The organism is Rhodoferax sp. BLA1 (assembly GCF_013416775.1).
GTDB lineage: Bacteria > Pseudomonadota > Gammaproteobacteria > Burkholderiales > Burkholderiaceae_C > Rhodoferax.
This window is the reverse complement of the sequence record NZ_SZVI01000012.1, coordinates 1-16,783: the sequence shown is the minus strand read 5'-3', so window position 1 is coordinate 16,783 and position 16,783 is coordinate 1. Positions and strand designations below refer to the sequence as shown.

The window sequence follows — 16,783 nt, the reverse complement described above, 5'->3', positions numbered from 1 at the left end:
CAGCCTGTTTTTATCTTATTTTTGACACAACATGACCACCACTCTCCCCACCATCCAACACCTGATCAACGGCCAGTTGGTTTCAGGCGGTAGCCGCAGCGCTGACGTGTTCAACCCCGCCACCGGTCAGGTTGAAAAACAGGTGTTGCTGGCCGACAAACTCACAGTGGAACAGGCGATCACCAGCGCGCAGGCGGCTTTTCCGGCCTGGCGCAACACACCGCCACTCAAACGCGCTCGCGTCATGAGCAAGCTCAAAGAACTGCTGGAGCAACACGCCGACGAACTTTGCGCCCTGATCACCGCTGAGCACGGCAAGGTGCTGAGCGACGCGTTTGGCGAATTGCAGCGCGGCATCGAAAACGTCGAGTACGCGTCTTACGCACCCGAATTGCTCAAGGGTGAACACAGCAAGAATGTTGGCCCCGCGATCGACAGCTGGAGCGAATTCCAGGCATTGGGTGTCACCGCTGGCATCACCCCGTTCAACTTTCCGGCCATGGTGCCGCTGTGGATGTGGCCGATGGCGGTGGCTTGTGGCAACACCTTTGTGCTCAAACCCTCGGAGCGCGACCCCAGCTCGACCCTGCGCGTGGCGGAACTGGCGTTGCAGGCTGGCCTGCCACCGGGTGTGCTCAACGTGGTTCACGGTGACAAGGAAGCGGTGGACACATTGCTGCAAGACCCACGTGTCAAAGCCGTGAGTTTTGTGGGTTCCACCCCGATTGCCGAATACATCTATTCTGAGGGCTGCAAACACGGCAAACGGGTGCAAGCGCTGGGCGGCGCCAAAAACCACGCTGTGCTGATGCCCGACGCCGACATCGGCAATGCGGTCAACGCGCTCATGGGCGCGGCTTTTGGCTCCTGTGGTGAACGTTGTATGGCGATTCCACTCGTGGTGGCGGTGGGCGACGATACGGCTGAGGCGGTGATCGCAGGACTGAAGACCGAGATCGCCAAGATGAAGGTTGGCCCCGGCACTGACGCGTCCAGCGACATGGGTCCGCTGGTCACCAAGGCCCATTTCGAGAAAGTGACTGCCTATGTGGACCAGGGCGTGAAAGAAGGTGCGACGCTGCTGGTAGATGGCCGTGGCGTCCAGGTGGCGGGCCATGCAGCCGGGTACTTTATGGGCCCGTGTTTGTTTGACAACGTCAAACCCGGCATGACCATTTACCAGGAAGAAATTTTTGGTCCGGTGCTGGGCGTGGTACGTGTAAAAACCCTGCAAGAAGCCATGGACCTGATCGACGCCCACGAGTACGGCAACGGCACCTGCATCTTCACCCGTGACGGCGAAGCTGCCCGCTACTTCACCGACAACATCCAGGTCGGCATGGTGGGGGTGAATGTGCCGCTGCCGGTGCCAGTGGCCTACCACTCGTTTGGCGGCTGGAAGCGCAGCCTGTTTGGCGATTTACACGCCTACGGTCCTGACGCCGTGCGTTTCTATACCAAACGCAAGACCATCACCCAGCGCTGGCCCAGCGCCGGGGTGCGCGAAGGCACGGTGTTCAGTTTCCCGAGCAGCCGCTAAATCTTGCTTGCCTGACTGGCGCTGGTTAGGGTAATAATTGGCGCCAGGCACCTGCGGGTGCGGTCTTTCAACAGCTTGGCTCACGCAGCCGAAGGATGCAGGGCAAGACATGAGCGACAAAGAGCCAGACAACACACCGTATCAGGGGCCGGTGGCCTTGCTAACCCGGGTGGAAAAAACCTACCACATGGACTCGGTGAGTGTGCCGGTGATCAAGGGTGTCGACATCCTGGTGCGGCCCGCTTGCTTTACCGTGTTACTCGGCCCCTCGGGTAGCGGAAAAACCACCCTGCTCAACATGTTTGGTTGTATCGACAAACCCGATTCGGGTGAGGTCATGGTGGCCGGTTGCAAGGTGGGCGAACTGTCTGACGACGCGCTCTCTGACTTTCGCGCCAAGAACATCGGTTTCATCTTCCAGAACTTCAACCTGCTGCCGGTGCTGAGTGCCTACGAAAACATCGAATACCCGCTGCTGCTGACGGGTGCTTCGGCCAAGACCCGCGCCGACCGGGTGCCCAAACTGCTCGAAGCCGTCGGCCTCGCCGACAAGGCCCACAACCTGCCCGGCCAGCTCTCGGGCGGGCAGCGCCAGCGCGTGGCCATTGCCCGGGCGCTGGTGCGCAAACCCAAGCTGGTGATTGCCGATGAACCCACTGCCAACCTCGACAGCGAAACCGGCGCCGCCATCCTGGGCCTGATGCGACGCATGGTGGACCGCTTCAAGATTTCGTTCATTTTTTCTTCACATGACTCGGACGTAATCAGCGCCGCCGATGACACCATCTTCCTCAAAGACGGTCGTATCCGCGGCATCAAACGCAAAGGCGTGGAGGCATCAGCATGATGACCTTGTCATTGGCGGTACGCAACCTGCTGCGCAACCGGCGCCGGTCTTTGGCCACCTTGCTGGCGATGGCGATTGGGTCGACGTCGATTCTGCTGTTTGGGGGTTACAGCGCCAACATCAACTACACCATGCACACCGAATATGTGCAAAGTGGCGGGCACCTGCAGATTCAGCACCGTGACTTTTACCTGTACGGTAGCGGCAACCCCACGGCTTACGCCATTGCGGACTACACCCAAATCATTGCCGACATCAAGAACGACGCGGTGTTGAAAGACATGGTTCAGGTCATCACACCCACCCTGCAGTTTGGCGGCATCGCGGGCAATTACGCGGCCGGTGTGTCCCGCACCATTGTTGGCAACGGACTGGTGGCCAAAGACATCAATCAGATGCGGCGCTGGAATGACTTCAACTTGCGCACCGGATCGCCCCCTTTTGCGCTGGAAGGCGCCGCCGCTGACGCCGCCATTGTGGGCACGGGCGTGGCGCGTGTACTGTTGTTGTGTGAGGCTCTGAAGATTGCCAATTGCCCGACCCCCGAAGCAGAAACCCCGTCCGACGGGGACAAGCTGCCCGACGATATTGCACAGCTCGGTTCGCTGGAGTCTCAATCAGCCAGCAAAACCACAACCCGACAGGATGCAGGGCGGATTGAAGTGCTGGCAGGCACCGCCAAAGGCGCTCCCAATGTGGCATCCCTCAAGGTGATACGCGCCGAAGAGCAGGGATTCAAAGAACTCGATGAAATTTACATCATGATGCACCTGGCCCAGGCGCAGCAGCTCATTTATGGCAATGCCGACCCCAAAGTCAGCTCCATCATCCTGCAACTGAGTCACTCCGAGGAGATTCCACAAGCACTGGAACGGATCAAGCCGATTCTGGCCAAGTATTCAAAAACTCAGCCCCTGGCGGTACTGGACTTCAAGACCTTGAACCCGTTTTTCGTCCAGACCATCCAGATGTTCGACACCATTTTTGGTTTCATTTTTGCGCTGATTGGGGCCATCGTGTTATTCACCGTTGGCAACACCATGAACACGGCCGTGGTTGAACGCACCGTTGAAATCGGCACATTACGTGCCATTGGCTTGCGCCGCGCCGGTATCCGGCAGCTGTTTGTGACCGAAGGTGCCTTGCTGGGCCTGACGGGCGCGTTGTTGGGTGTTTTTCTAGCGCTCGGCGTGTCGGGCATCGTCAACCAGATGGGCTTGACCTGGTCAGCACCAGGCAGTGTGGTGCCCTTACCCCTGACCCTGACGGTGTGGGGTGAATACAAAATGATTGTTGGCACCACGCTGGGTTTGATCTGTATTGCCATCTTGTCGGCTTGGGTGCCTGCCTATCGGGCTGCCCAACTCAAAGTCGTGGATGCCCTGCGCCATGTCTGAGCGTTTGTCCATCTGCATGGTGTCTGACGACTTCTTGCCGGCCATGACCGGCGTCGGCACCCATGTGAAATTGGTCGCTCCCGAACTGGTGCGGCGTGGCCACCAAGTGGCCGTCATCACCACGCGTCGAGCAGGTGAGGCCGAGGTTGAGCACTGGGAAGGTGTCACCATCTACCGGGTGCGTACGCTGAAGGCTTACGGCTTTTACCAGGGGCTGCCATCTCAAGCTACCTTGCGGCAGATCTTCAAAGCCGCCAAGCCAGACATCGTGCACCACCATTACGTGGGATTCATGATGCGCCAAGTTTGTAAGGTGGCCGAATCGATGAATCTACCGCAGGTATCCACCTTCCATTTCAGCGCCGAGGTGTTGACACAGCCGTTGCCAATGCGACCGTTTCGAGAACTCATCCGGCGCATGATGGTAAATTTCAACAACCGCTTTAACCTGATCATTGCACCATCGCAAAACCTCGCCAAACAAATCAGCGCCGAGGGTGTCCATACGCCAGTGCGTTACATCACCAACCCAGTTGTTTTTACGGACAACGCAGACGTGGTTCCCGTTGAGCGAACGCCAGGATTCACCATTTTGTATGCGGGGCGCCTGGGTCCGGAGAAGAACATCGGCTATTTGATCAAAGGGTTTGCTGCTTTGCTCAAGACGCACCCTGCAGCGGTCTTGTGGATTGCTGGTCGTGGGCCAGAGGGCCCCACACTGGAGGGCTTGTGTGCACAGCTGAACATCAGTGACAAGGTCCAGTTCCTGGGTTTTTTGGATCACAGCACACTTGTCCGCTACTACGCCGGATGTGATGTGTTTGTATTGCCATCACTTCAAGAGGCACAGCCTTTGGTGGCCATGGAAGCCATGTGTTTTAGCCGCCCAGTGATTGTGACCAGTGCCATCGTGGCGGCCGACGAAATGGTGGTTCATGGGGTCAACGGGTTCATTGTCGATCCGGCGTCCATCTCGGACCTCACCCATCGTCTCAACGACCTGGCCAGTGATACACCAACCCGTGCACAGCAAGGCGAAGCAAGCAAAAAACGATCCGAAGCCTACCGACCAGAATTGGTGGTAGATGCTTTGGAAAAGGCCTACAAAGACGTCCTGGCATCAAAACAGCATGGATGACGCACCCACTCCCTCATTCACAAAGACCCTCTACCGGGCTATTTTTGTTTCTCCGCATCTGGACGACGCCGTGTTTTCCTGTGGTGGTGAAATTGCGCGCTTATCTTCACAAGGACCAGTGCTGGTGATCAACATCTTCACGCGCTACCTGTCTGATGTGAAGATACGCGGCGTGGTGCTGAATGAAAGCCGGTACGAAGAAGAAGCTGATGCTGCAAAGCTACTGGGCTTTGAATCCCGAAATCTGGGCGAACTGGATGTGACATTTCGGCGTAATCCCTACCAAAAGCTTGGCAACATTTTCCGTCCACCTGTCGAAGAGGATTTGCAATGGCTTCCTGAACTGCGCCAAAAACTGTTCGGGATTTTGTCTGAACTGGATTTTCAGCAGATTTATGTCCCTCTTGGCGTTGGCTGGCATGTGGACCACATCCTGACCCACCATGTGTTCGATACATGGGCTGAAACCGGCAAGCTCCTTTATTACGAAGACACGCCCTATTGTTGTATTCCCCATGCCACTCGCTTCAGATTAAACGACATAGCCATATACCCGCAGCTACCTGGAGACTCCAGTCTGGTCCCTATACCGAATGTCAAAGCCTGGTGGCAGACATCCATGGGATATGCCAACACTGCCTTGATGCGGAACTTGAAACCATGGATCGTGCGTAAATCTGCACTACCGGTGGTCAGCTATTACCTGTGGCGTCTGATGTCAACCCACCGTCGGAAAGCGGCCACGGCCCCCAAACGACTGCTACATCCCTGTGTCATCCCAATTGACGATTACTTGCAGCAGAAGGTGGATGCCATGCTCTTGTATAACAGCCAGTTCAAAGAGTTTTTTTCGTCGCGACAAGATGGCGTAAATACGCTGTCAGCGTATGCAAAAACCATCAGTCACTCCAAAACTGCGCTTGAGCGTTACTGGACACCCACACCAATTCATTGAAGATGATGCCCTGCATCTCATTTCAGCTACACCCGAGATATGTATTGTTCTTTCTCTGACAAGGGCTACCGGCGCTTTCGGCGCTTTTTTACACATCATCAAGACTACCGAACTTTGACGCAAAAAAAGGGTGCTAAAGCACCCTTTTTTATATCCCGAATCAGACCTGATTAGGCAGATTTACGGCGACGTACCACACCAAAACCAGCCAAAGCCAAACCCATCAAGGCCAAAGAACCTGGCTCTGGGATTTTATTCAGGAACAACGGGTCATTCACGTTGTAATAGAACGGAGCACCCAATGAGTAGTAGGTGTTTTTCTTAATATCTGCGTTGCCAGTGAAATCAACACAAGATACAGCTGGATTCGCCAAATCAGCCGCATCACACACCAGCGCACCTGATCCAGTTACACCGCCAGCCAAACTTTCGCTTTCATCGTTGACTTTCTTCAAATCACCTGCGTTATAGGCCGAACCCTTGCCAATCAGATCAAGACCCAAATAAGATTTGGAAGCAAAATTTGCGTCGTTACCTGCGATTGACAAATCATCAAGCGTGTAGGCATAGCCTTCTTTACCAATGCCCAGCGAGCCCCAAAAGCTTGTATCGGATCCACCATTGGTCGCAGCCAAAATGTGAGCAAACGTTGTACCTGCCGCTGCAGCGTTGTAATCAGGCGTTGTATCAAGGTACAACTTGAACATTTCATCACCGGTCAAAACGCCAAACGGATCTGTACCAACCGTCTTGAACTTGATAATGGCGTTAAACGCATCAGTCACAGTGACAGTGTCAACTTGTTGCGCAAAGTAGCCTGTGAACTCCATTGACGCTGAAGGCACGTTATTCGGGAAAGCGCCGGGCAGCACACCTGTCACTTTGACGGTACCCGCAAAAATATCGCCTGCAATCACGCTAGATGCACCGGTTAATGCAGGATTAACCCTTTGGTAGCCCGTCGGATCATTGGCCGCATCTGCAGGCAAGCAGTCATTTCCAATACCACAAGCTGCAGTGGACCGATAATGGTTTTCATAGGCTTGGAACTCAATGCTGTTTGTGCCGGGCACAAAAACCGGGAAAGCAAATGCCGAGCCCACGCCCAGGCCAGCAATTGCGGTCGCAACCGCCATTTTTGCAAATTTTTTCATTTCAATTACTCCTGAGATTCGTGAAGAGGATCTGATTGCCAGTGCTGACAATCTTGCACTTGCCACAATTCATAAGCATGGTTCATGCCAGAAACAACAACCTCATACAAATCAACAAGTTAGGACTATTTATTGGGTTTTGACTCTGTTTTCCCGAAGCCGCTGTAAAGAGTTCCGACAGAAAGAGCGCATTGAAATCGGATTGAATGGTTGTTGGAGGGCACACATTGAAGAACGCGTACGTCTTCCAAAGTCATTTGGCCTATAGTTAAGAAGCTCACTTCTTTGATATTTCATTGGAATCGGATTGCCCTGCATGCTAGTTGTTCTGACCACACTCGCCGCCACGCTGCTGATCCAGTTGGGCTACTTCATGTGGAAAATGTCGTCGGAAGGCCAGCCTAAGATTGGCGTAGATCCAGCGCTGGTCGTCGCTAAAGCGTTACTGACCGACTGGCGCTGGGTGTTGGGCTTTGTCGCAACGAGCTTGGGTTGGGTGCTATTTGTGCAAGCGACGGCACTGGGCGACATCAGCCTGGTGCAACCCTTGATGTCTGCGGGTGACCTGCTGCTGGTGATTCTGGCCGTGGTTTTTCTCAAGGAACGCCTGGCACAGATAGAGTGGGCCGGGGTGCTGTTGACCGTATTGGGTGCGGTGGCGCTGGCGCTGGAAGCCGAAGGTACCCAAGTCACAGCCTTTGCAGGCATGCGCTTAGCTTTGCTGCTGGGAGTGACGGTTGTGTTGGCTGGCGCACTGCTGCTGGCCAATCGGCGCTCTAGCCAGCCTGAGATATTGCTGGCGCTGGTGGTCGGCCTGTGTTTTGGTGCGGGATCGATTCTGACCAAGGCCCTGACCGTGGCCTCAGCAGGGCCAGAGCAATCGATTCTGACCTGGGCAGTGCTGTTGAATCCCCTGCTGCTGGCTGTCGTGCTGGCCAATGTGGCCGGACTGGTGTTGTTGCAGGCGGCTTTTCAGCGCGGTCGGGCATCTGTGGTGGTGCCTTTGCAACTGGCCATGGCCAATGCCATCACGGTGCTGGCTGGTGTGGTGGTGTTTGCCGAACACATCACGCTGCTGCGCGGGGTGGGCATTGTGCTGATTGTGGTGGGCACCACACTGTTGCAGTTCAAACCTTCATCAAGTCAGCCACGTCCAGCCTGATGGAACGGCTGACCGGTGGCTGGCTGACACCGACGCGGGCAAAGAATCCGAAAGAATCTGTCTGCGTAGAATTTGTGACGCGCTCAAAGTCGTCAGCCAAGCGGAGTGACTGATCAAACAAGCTGGGTAAAGTCGAAAACCGCCGCCCAGCGCGGGCATACCACCTGAAAATAACCGGCGTCATCTGAGGCTGCAAATGCAAGCTCTGTTGTGTGGCAGTAAGCCAAAGACGCTGCACCGCCATGCCCAGACATACCCAGTCTTCCAGTTGAGTCGGGGGCTGTACGGGGCGCACCAGCACATGTGCCGCACAGAGTAAGCCAGGCAACAGATCAAGCTGTAGCCGTGGCGCAATCGTCCCCGTCAGGTAACGGTTGAAAAAGTCTACTCGGCTCCAGCTCTGCATCACCCACTGCATTAGTCTTGCGGTCAGGGGGTCAACACCAACAGCCTCTTCAGGAATGCGGTCCCTGCTGAAGCGCGAGCCCCATTCGATGATGCTTTTATGCACCGGGTAGGCTTCCGGGCAGATCAGGCGAATTCTGGCGCTGCGCCATAACAGAGCTGCAACTTGTCGGCGCTGAGCAGCAGACTCAAACCATTGCACGGTAAACCCTTCACCCACTGCCAAGGCCAGTGCCTGACGCTGATTCAGTGTCAACGGCGTGATTTGCATGGGCCGACGCTGCACCATCCGCCTTTCTATGCAGTCAAACAATGGGTCACGCTGCAGTCCAGGATCACTGTCCAAATGCACTTCATAGACAGGTGTGCGGTGATCGCCCGTGCTGCAAGCAGACCATCTGGCTTTCAGCCCCCAGTTGGACGCCGCAATGCGCAGTGTTTCCAATAATGCGCCATGCGCGATATGGCTGGGGTGGCCGTCGTAGTCGTACAAAACATGGTCACGGGTATCAAAGCCATGCACTCGGATGTGCAAGTCGCCCACAATTTCGAAACGCCACGGTTGGGTGTTGTCTCCGCTGGGTGCCCAGCGTGCCAAGTCGAGAATGCGGGTAAGAATCTCACGGCTCATAGCCACCAACTATAAATTAACGAACAATGTACTTAGATCGGCGGGGCAACCTGGGCAAAATGAGACATCAACAGACCGTAAACAAAAAAATATATGCCAACATCTTTTCAGTTTGAATACGGACGCGCCTTTTCCCGCAACATTGGATGGGTGACGCTGGATGAGCAGGAAAAGCTGCGTCAAAGCCGAGTGGCCATCGCCGGCCTGGGAGGTGTGGGTGGCGCTCATCTTCTCACGTTGTGTCGACTTGGCATGGCCAACTTCAACATCGCCGACTTTGACGACTTTGATGTTCACAACATGAATCGTCAGGCTGGTGCCTTCATGCCCTTCATGGGGCAACCCAAAATTAACACTGTGGCCAAGCTGGCCCAAGACATCAACCCCGAAACCAGCTTGCGTTTGTTTCCACAAGGTGTCACACCCGAGAACATTGATGATTTTCTGCAGGATGTGGATGTGTATGTCGACGGATTGGACTTTTTTGCCCTGCCTGCGCGACGCATGGTGTTTGCCAAATGTCGAGAAAAAGGCATCCCCGCTTTGACCGCTGCGCCGCTGGGCATGGGCGTCGCTTTTCTTTACTTCAGTCCGACAGGCATGAGTTTTGAAGACTATTTCAAGGTGAAAGGACACGAGCAACAGGAACAATACGCCCGTTTCATTGCAGGTTTGTCACCCGCCATGATGAACCGTGACTATCTGGTAGCGCCCGAAGCAGTGAACTTCTCTGAGAAGCGGGGGCCCTCTACCATCATGGCCTGCGATCTGTGCGCTGGGGTGATGGGCGTGTCGGTGCTCAAAGTGCTGCTCAAACGCGGAGAGATCAAGGCGGCCCCATGGGGCATGCATTTTGACGCCTACCACCAAAAGCTCAAACACACTTGGCGCCCGTTTGGAAATGCCAATCCGCTGCAACAGTTGCTGCTCAAATTCATAAGACCAGTGCTAAAAGGAAGTAAATCAACGCGCTGACACCTTCCTCCGAGAGGGTTCCTCAGATAACAAACAGCTCAACAACTGATATGTTTTCTGACGCGGACTTGCATCAATAATGCGTTATATTGCTTTAATATTGGTCTTCACTGCTTCTCGCGTCTTGCATTGGCCTCACCCAGGGGATTTATCTTGAAAAGCTTTTTTTCCAACGCATCGATCTTGACTCGTATTGGGCGCTGCGCCGCCGCTGGTTTGGCAGCAGTCTGGCTGGCTGGCTGTGCCACCGGTGGCAACTACCCGCCTGCACCTTCCATAGCGGCCACACCGGATTACAACTACATCGTGGGCCCAGGGGACAACCTGAACATCAGCGTTTGGCGCAACCCAGAACTGTCCATGTCGGTGCCAGTTCGTCCAGACGGCAAATTGGCCACGCCACTGGTGGATGAACTGGTGGTGCAGGGCAAAACATCCACAGAAATCGCCCGCGATGTGGAAAAAGCATTGAGCAAATTGGTACGGGACCCGGTGGTGACGGTGATCGTGACGGGTTTCATCGGCCCTTACAGCGAGCAGATTCGTGTGGTGGGCGAAGCGGCAAAGCCTCAGGCTCTCCCATACAAGCAAAAGATGACGCTGCTTGACGTGATGATTGCTGTCGGCGGTCTGACTGACTTTGCGGATGGCAACGGCGCCTCCATCACCCGTGCCGCTGAAGGTGACAAGCGTTACTCAGTACGCCTGAACGACCTGATCAAACGTGGCGACATCTCCGCCAATGTCGAGATGAAACCGGGTGATGTGTTGATCATTCCTCAAGGTTGGTTCTGATTTTGCCTCTCCGCCTTGGCTCTGCTTGAGCCTTGGTGGGCCTCGCTTTGCATGTCCTTTTGATTTATAAGAACTTCCCCTATGGATGAGTTGATTAGTCAGGTAACAGCCATAGCCCGGGGCATGTGGAAACACCGCTGGCGCGGTCTGATCGCAGCTTGGTTGGTGGCCGTTGTCGGTGTCATAGGGGTGATGGCTGTGCCTGACAAGTACGAAGCCAGTGCACGCATTTATGTGGATACACAGTCTATTCTGAAGCCTTTGATGTCGGGACTGGCGGTGCAACCCAATGTCGAGCAGCAGGTGATGATGCTCAGTCGCACATTGATCACCCGCCCCAATGTCGAAAAATTGATCCGCATGGCAGATCTGGACCTGGGCAACGCATCCAAAGCCGAGCAGGACGCGCTGATTGATCGGGTGTCAAAGACATTGGAAATCAAGAATGTGGGCCGTGACAACATCTACACCTTGGCCTATCGGGACACAGATCCTGAAAAGGCAAAAAAAGTGGTGCAGTCTTTGGTGTCGATCTTTGTAGAGTCCAGCATGGGCAGCTCGCGCCAGGACTCAGACACCGCCAAAAAATTCATCGAAGAGCAAATCAAGACCTATGTGACCAAGCTCGAAGAAGCTGAGGCGCGGCTCAAGGAATTCAGATTGCGCAACATTGACTTGCAGACGACCGAAGGGCGCGATATGGCTGGGCAGTTGGGCGCCATTTCAGAGCAGTTGCGACAAGCCAGATTGGAGTTACGCGAAGCCGAAAACGCTCGGGATGCTGCCAAAAGGCAATTGGATGCAGAACGCGCTACCAATTCCAAGAACCTGATGTCGGATGCGTCCGCCTCGATTTCCACGCCGGAAATTGACTCGCGTATTGATGCGCAAAAGCGAAATCTGGACGCTTTGTTGCAGCGCTTCACAGAACAACATCCCGATGTAGTTAGTGCCCAACGCCTAATCAAGGAGCTGGAGGAGCAGAAACGCAAGGAGATCCAGGAATTGCGCAAAGCTGCATTGGCGAACCCCGCTGCTGTGCCGTCCAACAATACGCTGGCTTATCAGGAACTGAGTCGGGTGATGGCTACTTCAGAAGTACAGGTTGCCTCTCTGAGGGCACGTGTGGCTGAATATGACGCACGTTATGCCAAGGCGCGCGAAGCCATGAAAACCGCGCCGCAGATTGAGGCAGAGTTTGCCCAACTCAACCGCGACTACGAGATCAACAAGAAAAATTACAACGACTTGGTGTCACGGCGTGAATCTGCCACCATGTCGGGGGATCTGGACAACGTCACCGGCGTAGCAGATTTCCGACTGATTGACCCGCCACGTGCGTCGCCCAAACCCGTCGCCCCCAACCGTCTGCTGCTGATGCCGTTGGCCTTGCTGGCAGCCTTGGCAGCAGGCTTGGGTGTGACCTTCCTGCTGGGCCAGATACGAGCTGTGTTCTACGATGCCAACGCCATGAGTGAAACCTTGGGCTTGCCCTTGCTAGGGGTGGTATCCCTGCTGGTCGATGATGGCAGTGCACAGCGGCGAAAGTCTGAGTTGGTGAAATTTTTAGCCGCTACCGGGGGCCTGGTAGTTGTGTTCGGTCTCGGAATGGCTGCGCTGTTCCTGACGTCCAACCAAGCAGGATGAATGACCTATGAGTAGCTTGATTGAACAGGCAGCCCGACGGCTGGAACAATTGCGGCAAGCGGGTGTGGAGATGCCAAGCACATCCACTGCAGCGACACCAAGATCTCCACTGGCTGAGGCAGCCCCCCCCGCAGCTGCACAAAAACCTCCCGAGCCAGTAGCCACATCGCGGCGGGTCGACTTGGACTTGGACGCTCTGACCAAAGCAGGATTTATCAACCCCAGTTCAGCACGCTCAGAGATTGCAGACCAATACCGTGTGATCAAACGTCCTTTGATCAAAAACGCGATGGGCAAAGGTGCTTCCGTCATAACCAATGGCAACCTGATCATGGTGACCAGCGCCTTGCCCGGTGAAGGAAAAAGCTTCACCTCAATCAACCTGGCGATGAGCATCGCCACGGAACTGGACAACACGGTGATGTTGGTAGATGCCGATGTGGCGCGCCCATCGGTCATGCGCATGCTGGGCTTGCCCGATGGGCCGGGCCTGCTTGATCTGGTCTTGGATGACAAGCTGGACATGTCATCCGTCTTGCTCAAAACCAACGTCGAGAAATTGACCATTTTGCCCAGTGGGACATCCCATCCACGTGCCACAGAACTACTGGCCAGTGATGCCATGGTCAATCTGCTGGAAGACATGGCAGCGCGTTACCCAGACCGCATCATCATTTTTGACTCTCCCCCTTTGCTGATCACCACCGAAGCCCGTGTGCTGGCCACCCATATGGGGCAGATTGTGACGGTGGTGCATGCCGGCAAGACCTTGCAATCCGAGGTCAAACAGGCGTTGGCCACCATTGAGGCCTGCCCTGTCAAGCTGCTGCTGTTGAATCGCGCAAGTACCTTGTTCAAAAGCGGGTACGGCTACAGCTATGGGTACGGAGGGGGGTATGGTCACGATAAACAGGGGGAGCAAGCAGCATGAACACCGAGCGCGTCATGCACCCTATTGCGACGTTGCTGATGTTGTCTGGGACTGTGGCCTGGGCTCAAGACGTCGGCCCGGGTGCAGCTACGCAGGTGGTGTCCATCTCTGCACGTGTGTCAGTGAACGAAACGGTCACTGACAATGTAGCGCTGAGCAGTACGGCCGCCAAGTCTGATCAGATCACCGAAGTCAGCCCCGGCGTCCACGTCGACATCAATGGTGCCAGGCTCAAGACCTATTTTGACTACTCGCTGACACACGTCGATTACGCCCAGGGTACGGCCGCCAGTCGCAACCAGAATGCACTCAACACCTTTGGCACCTGGGAAGCGGTTGACAACTGGGCTTTCCTGGATTTCAGCGGCAACATCTCGCAACAGACCATTTCTGCTTTTGGCACCCAGTCGACCAACAACACAGCCATTAACGCCAACCGGACCGAGGTGGCCAGCTACAACCTCTCGCCCTATGTCAAGGGACGGCTCGGTAATGCGGCCAATTACGAGGCACGTATCAGCCGCTCGGTGAGTTCCAGCGACAGTGCTGCCGCCTCCGACACCGCCACCACCAACAGCGTGGTCAAGGTCAGCAATGCGTCGGCTTTTCGCAGCCTGGGTTGGACCGCAGACCTGTCGCGCCAGCAAGCCAGTTACAGCGCCGGACGTACCACCCAGGCCGACACCTATAGCCTGGGTTTGACCTACGAGGTCACACCCCAGGTCAAGCTGTCCGCCAATGCTGGCCAGGAATCGAACAATTACACCAGCTTGGACAAACAAAACTACAGCACCAGCAGCGTGGGGATCAACTGGTTCCCGTCCGAGAGAACCAGCCTATCTGCACTGACCGGCAAACGTTCATTTGGCAACACCCACAATGTGAGTTTTGAGCATCGCAGTGCTCGCACCGTCTGGCGTTTTTCCGACAGCAAAGATGTGTCAACCACCCCCAACCAAAATGGTGTGGGGATCGTTGGCAACCTCTATGACTTGTTTTACAGCCAGCTGGAAGGCAGCGGACTCTCAGCCACAGAGCGTGCCCAGAGGGTCAACGCTTTACTGCAGTTGTATGGTCTCAGTGCCAATATCCCTGTTATTGGAGGCTTTCTGACTTCAGCGATAGCGGTGCAACGCAGCCAGAACCTGTCCTTGGCCCTGCTGGGGATCCGTGACACTATTACTTTTTTGCTGTCGCGCACCGAGAGCAACCGTCTGGACACCATCACCAGCGTCGTGGACAACTTGTCCAGCGGAGCCACAGTCGTCCAGAACGGCTTCAGTATCAACTACAGCCACCGTTTGACACCGGACTATTCCTTGGGCTTGTCGCTATCGCGGCAAAACACCTCCGGCACCACAACGGCCGAGGAAACCACACTCCGGTCATTCAATGTCAATCTCTCCGGAAAAGTTGGCAGAAGAACAGCAGCCTCACTAGGCCTGCGCCGAGTGGTGTCTGACAACGCCACCACCCCCTACACCGAGAACGCGGTGACTGGCAACCTCAATGTGCAGTTTTAACCCATGTATGCAGCCTATTACGGATTAAGCAGCGAACCCTTCCAGATCAACCCGGATCCACGCTTCTATTACGCTAGCAAACAACACAGACGCGCCAAGGCCTACCTTGAGTACGGCGTCATGCGTAATGAGGGGTTCATTGTCATCACTGGTGAAATTGGTGCCGGCAAGACCACCGTGGTGCGCGGCCTGCTCGATGGCCTGGATGCTGACAAAGTGGTGGCCGCCAACCTGGTTACCACCCAGCTTGATGCCGAAGACACCTTGCGCATGGTGGGCGCGGCCTTTGGTGTGCGGGTCAAAGATGTCTCCAAGTCCGATTTATTGATGGCGCTGGAGGCCTTCTTGGTCAACCACACCAGCCAGGGCAAACGTTGCCTGCTGATTGTGGATGAAGCGCAAAACCTGACCCACCGGGCGGTAGAAGAACTGCGCATGTTGTCCAACTTCCAATATGGCCAGCAAGCCCTGCTGCAGACTTTTTTAATTGGCCAGCCTGAATTTCGCGCCATTCTGCAAAGCCCAGGCATGCAGCAATTGCGCCAGCGGGTTACGGCTACCTGCCACATTGGGCCGCTGGACTTGGCGGAGACACAGGGGTATATCGAACACCGCCTCAAATGTGCGGGTGCCAAGCCCGAGCGACCCGCCTTTGATGCGGCGGCCTTCGAGGCCATCTTCAGGGCCACCAACGGTATCCCACGGCGCATCAACCTGGTGTGTGACCGCCTGTTGCTGTCGGGCTACCTGGCCAGCAAAGAGAGCTTTGGCGTCGAAGAGGTCAACGAGGTGGTCAGCGAGATCAACGACGAATCGGTCTCGATGTCCAAGCCCATCTCCTCACCCGAAGGACCTGGCTGGACTGACTCCTTTATTTCTGATTTGTCCTCGGCCAACGCCTCCGATGCCGACCTGGCCAAGCTACAGCTTCCAGCTGGCCTAGGCCAGGCCATCTCGGGCCAGATCGCCACCCTGAATGCCGAGCAATACGACATTCGGTTGCGTCGCCTGGAAGCCAGCGCCTTGCGTCTGGAACGCATCAACCTGGAAATTCTGGTGATGTTGCAACGGCTGGTCAAAGCGGCCAGTGGCGCGCCGGACAAAGAGGCTTGACCCCGAGCACCCTCACGGAGGCCATAGCATGCCAACAGGTTTGACCAACGCGATGACGATTGATGTCGAGGACTATTTTCAGGTCTCGGCATTTGCCCCTTACATCGCCCGTACCGAGTGGGACAGCCGCGAATGCCGCGTCGAGCGCAACATCCTGACCATCTTGGAGTTGCTGGCGCGCCACCACACCCATGCCACCTTTTTCACGCTGGGCTGGATCGCCGAGCGTTACCCCCAATTGGTGCGGCAGATTGTTGACAACGGGCACGAACTCGCCAGCCACGGCTACGGCCACCAACGCGCCAGCGACCAGTCACCACAGGAGTTTCTCAGCGACATCGACAGCGCCAAAAAACTGCTCGAAGACCTGTCGGGCCAGCGCATCCTGGGTTACCGGGCACCGAGCTTTTCCATCGGCAAGGGCAATTTGTGGGCCTATGACAGGGCTATGTCTGAATTAACTGTTGCGATGAATATCGTCCCAGCGCTTCCTGCAGACAAACGCCAGGAGAGATGCTTTGGTGATAGCGCTCAAGCATACGCCGCCAGCCCAGGTAGTTTTCCAGGTAC

Annotated in this window: 14 protein-coding genes and 2 pseudogenes; 13 read left to right on the top strand and 3 right to left on the bottom strand. The window is 55.6% G+C overall.

The features are described from left to right. Window positions 1-31: 31 nt before the first annotated feature. The 5 genes from FDG13_RS12875 to FDG13_RS12855 all read left to right on the top strand — a co-directional run bounded on the left by FDG13_RS12875 (window position 32) and on the right by FDG13_RS12855 (window position 5,877). Entirely contained in the window at window positions 32-1,540 is a 1,509-nt protein-coding gene (locus tag FDG13_RS12875) for a CoA-acylating methylmalonate-semialdehyde dehydrogenase (RefSeq protein ID WP_180128316.1), read from the top strand. Window positions 1,541-1,649: 109 nt separating this feature from the next. Beyond that, a complete protein-coding gene (locus FDG13_RS12870; protein WP_180128315.1) occupies window positions 1,650-2,387 on the top strand; it encodes an ABC transporter ATP-binding protein in 738 nt (245 codons plus the stop codon). Then, complete coding sequence (locus tag FDG13_RS12865) at window positions 2,384-3,784, top strand: ABC transporter permease (protein WP_180128313.1); 1,401 nt, start codon at window positions 2,384-2,386, stop codon at window positions 3,782-3,784. Before FDG13_RS12870 ends, FDG13_RS12865 begins: the two co-directional genes overlap by 4 nt. Further along, window positions 3,777-4,922, top strand: coding sequence for a glycosyltransferase (locus FDG13_RS12860; RefSeq protein WP_180128311.1), 1,146 nt, complete (start codon window positions 3,777-3,779; stop codon window positions 4,920-4,922). The genes FDG13_RS12865 and FDG13_RS12860 overlap by 8 nt, the downstream gene beginning before the upstream one ends. Next, window positions 4,915-5,877 carry a PIG-L deacetylase family protein gene (locus FDG13_RS12855; RefSeq protein WP_180128309.1) on the top strand — a complete coding sequence of 321 codons (963 nt, stop codon included), beginning with the start codon at window positions 4,915-4,917 and terminating at the stop codon, window positions 5,875-5,877. The genes FDG13_RS12860 and FDG13_RS12855 overlap by 8 nt, the downstream gene beginning before the upstream one ends. Window positions 5,878-6,047: 170 nt before the next feature. Here the strand turns inward: FDG13_RS12855 and FDG13_RS12850 are convergent, their stop codons facing one another. Beyond that, window positions 6,048-7,031 (bottom strand): PEP-CTERM sorting domain-containing protein, encoded by a 984-nt coding sequence (locus FDG13_RS12850; protein ID WP_180128307.1) that lies wholly within the window; start codon window positions 7,029-7,031, stop codon window positions 6,048-6,050. 316 nt (window positions 7,032-7,347) lie between these two features. Between FDG13_RS12850 and FDG13_RS12845 the strand changes: the two genes are divergently transcribed. Continuing rightward, the gene (locus tag FDG13_RS12845) at window positions 7,348-8,193 is read left to right on the top strand and encodes an EamA family transporter (RefSeq protein WP_180128304.1); all 846 of its coding nucleotides are present in this window, start codon (window positions 7,348-7,350) and stop codon (window positions 8,191-8,193) included. Here the strand turns inward: FDG13_RS12845 and FDG13_RS12840 are convergent. Further along, complete coding sequence (locus FDG13_RS12840; RefSeq protein WP_180128302.1) at window positions 8,159-9,229, bottom strand: nitroreductase family protein; 1,071 nt, start codon at window positions 9,227-9,229, stop codon at window positions 8,159-8,161. The two genes, FDG13_RS12845 and FDG13_RS12840, sit on opposite strands and share 35 nt — an antisense overlap. Window positions 9,230-9,322: 93 nt before the next feature. Here FDG13_RS12840 and FDG13_RS12835 point away from each other — a divergent pair, with 93 nt between their 5' ends. The 7 genes and pseudogenes from FDG13_RS12835 to FDG13_RS12805 form a co-directional block, all read left to right on the top strand. Next, window positions 9,323-10,204, top strand: a complete 882-nt coding sequence (locus FDG13_RS12835) for a ThiF family adenylyltransferase (RefSeq protein WP_180128300.1) — start codon at window positions 9,323-9,325, stop codon at window positions 10,202-10,204. A gap of 192 nt (window positions 10,205-10,396) precedes the next feature. Beyond that, window positions 10,397-10,999: an XrtA/PEP-CTERM system exopolysaccharide export protein gene (locus FDG13_RS12830; protein WP_370528231.1), complete on the top strand. Its 603-nt coding sequence runs from the start codon at window positions 10,397-10,399 to the stop codon at window positions 10,997-10,999. Between the two features lie 81 nt (window positions 11,000-11,080). Continuing rightward, on the top strand, window positions 11,081-12,646 hold the full coding sequence (locus tag FDG13_RS12825; protein WP_180128297.1) for an XrtA system polysaccharide chain length determinant: 1,566 nt from the start codon (window positions 11,081-11,083) through the stop codon (window positions 12,644-12,646). A 7-nt stretch (window positions 12,647-12,653) separates the two neighbouring features. Then, window positions 12,654-13,577 carry an XrtA-associated tyrosine autokinase gene (locus FDG13_RS12820; protein WP_180128295.1) on the top strand — a complete coding sequence of 308 codons (924 nt, stop codon included), beginning with the start codon at window positions 12,654-12,656 and terminating at the stop codon, window positions 13,575-13,577. Beyond that, window positions 13,574-15,100 carry a TIGR03016 family PEP-CTERM system-associated outer membrane protein gene (locus tag FDG13_RS12815; RefSeq protein ID WP_180128293.1) on the top strand — a complete coding sequence of 509 codons (1,527 nt, stop codon included), beginning with the start codon at window positions 13,574-13,576 and terminating at the stop codon, window positions 15,098-15,100. Before FDG13_RS12820 ends, FDG13_RS12815 begins: the two co-directional genes overlap by 4 nt. 3 nt (window positions 15,101-15,103) lie before the next feature. Next, window positions 15,104-16,213, top strand: coding sequence for an XrtA/PEP-CTERM system-associated ATPase (locus tag FDG13_RS12810; RefSeq protein WP_180128291.1), 1,110 nt, complete (start codon window positions 15,104-15,106; stop codon window positions 16,211-16,213). 28 nt (window positions 16,214-16,241) lie between these two features. Continuing rightward, window positions 16,242-16,655, top strand: a pseudogene (locus tag FDG13_RS12805) (polysaccharide deacetylase family protein); the annotation flags it as partial. 4 nt (window positions 16,656-16,659) lie between these two features. Here the strand turns inward: FDG13_RS12805 and FDG13_RS12800 are convergent. Then, window positions 16,660-16,783 (bottom strand): annotated as a pseudogene (locus tag FDG13_RS12800) (IS1595 family transposase); the annotation flags it as partial.